We start from the raw sequence: 6564 nt of genomic DNA, 5'->3' as shown, positions 1-6564 counted from the left end.
TATCAATACTGTTTTCATCTTCAATGACACGCATCATCTTAAACGGCTGACGTGATGTACCCAAAATTGTACCGCCTATTGTAAGTATACCGGAAAAATCAGATTGATTCATCTTCTTGTAATCACCGTGGATAAGTCCGGCATAACCGTTTTGAATACCGTAAATTTCAACGTCGTCAATTTCTTCATACAGTCCCTTTGCAACACCTCTGATTGCCGCATTAAGACCTTGACAATCTCCGCCGCTTGTTAAAATACCAATCTTTTTCATCAAATCATCCTCTCATTTTAGTTTTCCGATTACGACTCTGTCATTGTCGTTTAAATCTTTTATCACTTCTGTATCATAAAAGTCGTTTTGCATAAGACCTCTTACAGATTCGCCTTGATTATAGCCAATCTCAAATGCAAGCAGACCGCCTTTTTTCAAAAAATTATGTGCCGTTTCGGTTATACGTCTGTAAAAAACAAGTCCGTCCTCACCGCCGTCCAACGCAATTCTCGGCTCATAGTCCTTAACTTCCGTCTGCAACGTTTCAATAACCGCTTTTTCTATATACGGTGGATTTGATATGACAACATCATACTTTTTTTTCGGATATTCATTTAATATATCCATTTTATACGATTTCACTCTGTCTGACACATTATTTCTTTTAATATTTTTTTCAGCCGTTTCAAGTGCAATATCACTTATATCAAACAGCTCAACATCTGTATTTTTTTTGTAATGTGCAATACTTATTCCGATACAGCCGCTACCTGTACATATATCGGCTACAGTTGTTTTCTTATCGCCGATTTTATCAATTACGGTTTCAACAAGAATTTCCGTATCACTTCTCGGTATAAGCACACCCTCCCTGACAAAAAAATCAAGTGACATAAATTCGGTTTCTCCGAGTATATATTGCAGCGGCTCACCTTTTTTACGTCTTTCAATCATTTTATTCATTCTGTAAGTATGTTGAGGCATTACAGGCAATTTGCCGTTTAAAACAAGTCGGGTTCTGTCCATTTCCATAACACTCATAACCATAAGCTCCGCCTCAAACCTTGCATTATCTCCAAGCTGCTTTGCCGTTTCTCTCACAAATTCCGATATTACCATCTGTCGTCCTCTTTATTTTCAGGTATACACGGTTTCATTGATTCAATCGCTACTTCAATTTGAGACGCGTCAGGTTCTCTTGTAGTAAGTTTTTGCAGCCACAATCCCGGTTTTGAAAGCCATGCCACCCATTTGCTTTTACTTCTTCCGGCGAATTTTATAATTTCAAACGAAATACCCGCTACAGCCGGCAAAAGTGCAAGACGCATTAAAACACGCAATATAACCATATCCACTCTCGGCAAAAGTGCAAAAAGCAAAATACTCACTATCATAACGAAAAGCAAGAAACTCGTTCCGCATCTCGGATGAAATCTTGTATGTTTTTTTATATTTTCAACAGTAAGTTCTTCCCCTGCCTCATAGCACGCTATCGTCTTATGCTCCGCACCGTGATATTGGAATACACGTTTAATGTCTTTCATATTTGAAACAATAGCCAAATATCCTATAAATATCACCATTCTTATTATGCCCTCAAAAAGGCTTGTAAATAAGTGTGAATCTGTAAATGCCGAAATTGGCGGAATAAGTGTACCGATTTTTTCCGCACCTTTCGTAAGAAAAGTAGGAAGTACCATAAACAAAGCAATACTGAATACAAGCGATATTGCGATTGATACATAAATTACTATATCCTTGATTTTGTCGCCGAACTTATCGTCAAGCCACTTGTCAAACTTACTTTCTGTTTTCTCCTCTTCCTCAATATCGACAAATTCCGCACTGAACATAAGTGCTTTCATTCCTATAACAAGGCTGTCTACAAAACTCACGCAACCTCTTATTATAGGCAATCTCCAAAACTTCTTTCTTGTTTTTGTTCCGTTTTCCTCGACCTTACATTCAATATCACCGTCAGGCTTTCTCACCGCCACTGCTGTTTTGAAAGGGCCTCTCATCATTACGCCCTCCATAACCGCCTGACCGCCTATTGATGTAATATGTTGCTGTTGTTCTTCTTTACTCATCTATTTTCTCCTATCTGTTTAATATTATCAGCACATACAGTTACAGCATAACCACGTTGTACAGCAATTACAACAATCACTGCAATCGCAACAACCTGCCGAATCTGAGCCGGTACTTGTGGTTGATGTGTATGTTCTGTTTCTGTTCATTACATTGTTTAATGTACTTCTGTATTCAACATTGTTCGGCTCCATCTGTACAGCAGTCTGCAAAAAACTTATAGCTTGGTCATACCAACCGACCTGCATTCTCGCAAGACCCGATAAATAATACCATTCCGCTGTTTTCGGCAATAAGTTAAGCATTTCAAGTGCCTCACGAATTCGTGACTGCGTTATAAGAATACGAACATTTTGAAAACTTGCCTGTCCGCTTGTGTGCGTCTGTGATGTTGAATATCCTCTTGATGACGTACTGTATCCCGTATTAGTCGCGGTACGCTTATTCGTTATCATATCGTAGGCTTTGTTAATTTCTTTCATCTTTTCAGCCGCCAAATCCGCAAGCGGATTATTAATGTATCTGTCGGGATGATATTTTTTCACCAATTCTTTGTACGCTTTTTTTATTGTTTCTTCATCGGCGTTTTCGCTAACGCCCAATACTTCATAAGGATTCATTACTTTCTCCTAAAATACTTTTCTGTTTAGCTTTTAGTGCAATATACATAATATTGTCCAAAACTTCTTTATTTTTGTATATCTCAAGCAAATTATATGCAGACGCCGCATTTTCAAGAGTGAACGTCATTGAGGTATATAAATCCTCTCTAATCGTGTCTTTTATTTCTTGTGCGTTTTTATCCTCATATTTTGCTTTAAAGGTATTGTAATCATTTTTCTTTACGTCTTTTTCCAAATCGTTATACGCGTCAATTATATATATCCATCGCCCTGTATTATAGCCAAGCCAAGCAAGAATACGTTTTTTATCCTTGTCCTCAATAAAATCGGGTGTAAATAATATTTCAAGAATTCTTGCAAAACAATCGGCTGTTTCATCAATTTCTTTGCAGTTATTTTTTTCAAGACGACTCAATTCATCAAGACATTTTCTGATATTTTCATATTCTCTCGGATAATGTTTTTTAGCTTTTCTGACACCGTTTGCAAAAAACAACATACTAAACAACGCTTTTATACTTTTGTCATCGTTCCAATCGTCAAGCAATTTCAAATAAGTAAGTATAACACCCATATCGGCTGCATAATTTAGTGCCGTGTCATTTTCAACACATATATTTTCACGGATAGGATGCAACCCGCATTTTTTATCTTTCATACTTATTTCTTTTTTGCAAACCGAAGATAAAACAATCGCAAGGAATGTTATGTCATAGCTAAGTCCCAGCCTTGCCGATTGCGAACATCTCTTGCCGATAGCCTTACACAATCCGCAATAATATGCTTTAAACGTCTTTAAGCCTTGTTCGCTCAACGCATTTTTGCATACTGTAACGTATCCGAACATTAAAACATTCCTTCCATAATAACATAAGTATATTTAAAGTATATCTCAAATCGCCATAAATTTCAAGGTGTATGATATATTTAAGATAAAATTTTATTTTTTATTCATAATTAAGCATACTTTTATCGTTATTATGAGAAAATAATATTAAAAAAATGTTGACTGGAGTAATTTAATATGAAACACGAAATGACTAACAAAGAATATAATGAATACGTAAAAACAAAAACACCCAATTCAAAGCTTTTTTCAAACTGTTTAAAAGCCTTTGTATCGGGCGGAATAATATGCGTAATCGGGCATTTTATTTTAACTATGTTTAAAAAATGGGGACTTGATACAGAAGCCGCAGGCACTGCCACTTCAATCATATTGGTGTTTGCCGGTGCATTGCTTACAGGACTTGATATTTACCCGAAAATCGCTAAATTTGCGGGTGCGGGAACTATTGTACCGATTACCGGATTTGCAAATTCCGTTGTTTCCCCTGCTCTTGAGGCAAAAACCGAAGGTATGGTGCTCGGTGTCGGTGCAAAAATATTCACAATCGCCGGTCCCGTTATCCTTTACGGTACACTTGCCTCGTTCGTTGCCGGTATTGTGTATTGGATTATAAGTTTGTTTTAAAAAACAAAAATCTTCTTGAAGAAACAAAATTTACTTCAAGAAGATTTTTTAATTATTTAAGTTCATATCCGCCGACAGGACGAATTGAAAGAACGTGGCACATATTTTCACCCAACACGTTCTCAATTTTTGTTTTAAATTCATCAAGCATATCAAGCGGAACAAACGCTTGTACAGTTCCGGCAAAACCACCGCCGTGAACTCTGTACGCGCCTTTGTCGCCAAGTATTTCATCGCACAAAGCCAATGTCAAAGACACTGCTTGATTTTTAGGCATACTTGTTGCAAACACATTTTGCAGATACATATACGACGACTGTCCCGATTTCTTTACAAGCTGTTTAAAAAGTTCAAAATCATCATTTCTCAAAGCCTTAACTTCTTCCTGTGCACGTTTGTTATCATTAAAGAAATGGATTGCACGAAGTACTGCTCTGTCATTATTAAGTTTTGCACGAATGTTTTTGATATTCGCCATAAACTCATTTTCATCAACTTCACGCAAAAATTCCTTACCGAAAAATCCCGCAACTGCTTTCATATCAGACGGAATTGTCGCATATTCATCAGTTAAATCTGCGTGATCCGCACCCGAATCAATAATGCAAAGAGCGTGATTATGCTTTTTCAAATCAAATTCAACTTTTTCAACTATCGGTTCTTCCGTACTCTTAAAATCAATAGCCACAACCGAGCCGACAGATGATGCCATCTGATCCATAAGTCCGCTTGGTTTATTGTAATAAACATTTTCGGCGAACTGTCCGAATTTTGCAATTTCAATCGGATTTACTTCGTTATTTGCAAAAAGTCCGTTTATAATTGTTCCGACAAGCACTTCAAAAGCCGCTGACGATGAAAGTCCCGAGCCTTTAAGTACATTTGATGTTGTGTACGCGTCAAAGCCTTTAACGTCATAACCCAAATCAACAAATTTTTTAATTACACCTCTTATAAGAGAAATCGCCTTGTCAAATTCCTTTTCTCTTATTTCAAGACTGTCAAGTTCAATCACATCAAGCGGATAGTTTCTTGATTGAATACGAACAGTATTCGTGCCGTTTGGTCGTGCTGCAGATATAACATCAAGATTAACACTTCCTGCAAGTACGCAACCATGTTGGTGGTCTGTGTGATTGCCTCCGATTTCAGTACGACCCGGAGCGGAGAACAAAGCAATATCGCCGTCTTTACCGAATGTTTCTTCAAAGCCGTTTATAACGTCAATATATCTGTCTGAATACTTTTTCACATCATTTTTATCGCACGAATACAAATATGTAAGCTTATCATCATATTCACCGTTTTTTAGTGCATTTATTGTTTCTTCTATAGAACGCATATAAAACCTCCCTTAAAATGAAAGGTGTAACATTGTTACACCTTTCATTATTTATTTAAAATATTTAATTTTATTCAACCATAAGAAAATCACTTACAATATGTTGCATTTCGTCCTTGTCGCATACAAGGTCAAATACAACTGACTTATCTTTCAGTTCATAAAGTGACTTAGGAATTTGCATATTACTCTTTTCAGAAAGTTCCTTCAATAGAGTAAATTCGTCTTTACCGACAACTGCATTGTGATCCTCAAGCGCAATAAGAACACTCTGATTAAACTTGAACGGACTTGCAGTTGATGCAATAATTGTCTTTGTTGTGTCGCCTGTTTGAGCAACATACTTATCGTAAACAGACTTTGCAACGGCTGTATGAGTATCAATAACATAATCATATTCAGACGCACACTTTTTAATTGTAGCCATTGTTTCTGCATCATCACAGCAACCTGCAGTAAACATTTCCTGCATTTTTGCCTTAACGTCAGCTGAAACTTCATAGCTGCCATTAGTGTTAAGCTCTTTCATCCATTCGCTGACAAGTTTATCATCACAACCTGTAAGGTCATAAAGAAATCTTTCAAGGTTACTTGAAATAAGAATGTCCATTGACGGTGAGATTGTTGTATGGAAATCTCTGTTCTTATTATAAACACCGGTCTTTATGAAATCTGTCAAAACATTATTTTCATTCGACGCACAAATAAACTTAGCGATTGGCAAGCCCATTTTCTTTGCATAATATGCGGCAAGAATATTACCGAAGTTACCTGTCGGAACGACAACATTAATCTTATCGCCGATTTCAATTTCGTTATTCTTTACAAGCTCTGCATATGATGAGAAATAATATACAATCTGAGGAACAAGTCTGCCCCAGTTGATTGAGTTTGCAGATGAAAGCTTAAATTGATTTCTGTCAAGAAGATTTTTATAATCAGTGTCTGTAAATATCTTCTTAACACCGCTTTGAGCATCGTCAAAGTTACCCTTAACCGCGGCAACACTTACGTTATTACCCTCTTGAGTAACCATTTGAAG

General features: G+C 36.8%; 8 protein-coding genes. 1 reads left to right on the top strand and 7 read right to left on the bottom strand.

The window, feature by feature from the left end; genetic code table 11:
- The 5 genes from ACLTU0_RS04775 to ACLTU0_RS04755 all read right to left on the bottom strand — a co-directional run.
- Window positions 1-274: 6-phosphofructokinase (locus ACLTU0_RS04775; protein WP_412321540.1), on the bottom strand; the 274-nt coding region annotated here is incomplete at its 3' end.
- A 9-nt stretch (window positions 275-283) separates the two neighbouring features.
- Window positions 284-1111 carry a peptide chain release factor N(5)-glutamine methyltransferase gene (gene prmC / locus ACLTU0_RS04770; protein ID WP_022228845.1) on the bottom strand — a complete coding sequence of 276 codons (828 nt, stop codon included), beginning with the start codon at window positions 1109-1111 and terminating at the stop codon, window positions 284-286.
- Window positions 1105-2082: a DUF1385 domain-containing protein gene (locus tag ACLTU0_RS04765; protein ID WP_022228846.1), complete on the bottom strand. Its 978-nt coding sequence runs from the start codon at window positions 2080-2082 to the stop codon at window positions 1105-1107. Before ACLTU0_RS04765 ends, prmC begins: the two co-directional genes overlap by 7 nt.
- A gap of 27 nt (window positions 2083-2109) precedes the next feature.
- On the bottom strand, window positions 2110-2703 hold the full coding sequence (locus ACLTU0_RS04760; protein ID WP_117966318.1) for a J domain-containing protein: 594 nt from the start codon (window positions 2701-2703) through the stop codon (window positions 2110-2112).
- Window positions 2690-3553 (bottom strand): DUF5685 family protein, encoded by an 864-nt coding sequence (locus ACLTU0_RS04755; RefSeq protein WP_412321539.1) that lies wholly within the window; start codon window positions 3551-3553, stop codon window positions 2690-2692. The genes ACLTU0_RS04760 and ACLTU0_RS04755 overlap by 14 nt, the downstream gene beginning before the upstream one ends.
- A gap of 177 nt (window positions 3554-3730) precedes the next feature.
- Here ACLTU0_RS04755 and spoVAC point away from each other — a divergent pair, with 177 nt between their 5' ends.
- Window positions 3731-4180 carry a stage V sporulation protein AC gene (gene spoVAC / locus ACLTU0_RS04750; protein WP_117966323.1) on the top strand — a complete coding sequence of 150 codons (450 nt, stop codon included), beginning with the start codon at window positions 3731-3733 and terminating at the stop codon, window positions 4178-4180.
- Between the two features lie 52 nt (window positions 4181-4232).
- Here spoVAC and ACLTU0_RS04745 read toward each other — a convergent pair whose 3' ends face one another.
- Both ACLTU0_RS04745 and thrC read right to left on the bottom strand, forming a co-directional pair.
- Entirely contained in the window at window positions 4233-5522 is a 1290-nt protein-coding gene (locus tag ACLTU0_RS04745; protein ID WP_412321538.1) for a galactokinase, read from the bottom strand.
- 70 nt (window positions 5523-5592) lie between these two features.
- The coding region (gene thrC / locus ACLTU0_RS04740; protein WP_412321537.1) for a threonine synthase at window positions 5593-6564 on the bottom strand (972 nt) is incomplete at its 5' end.

This window comes from Hominilimicola sp., assembly GCF_046972485.1.
Lineage (GTDB): Bacteria > Bacillota > Clostridia > UBA1381 > UBA1381 > Hominilimicola > Hominilimicola fabiformis.
This window is presented reverse-complemented; position numbering and strand designations above follow the sequence as displayed.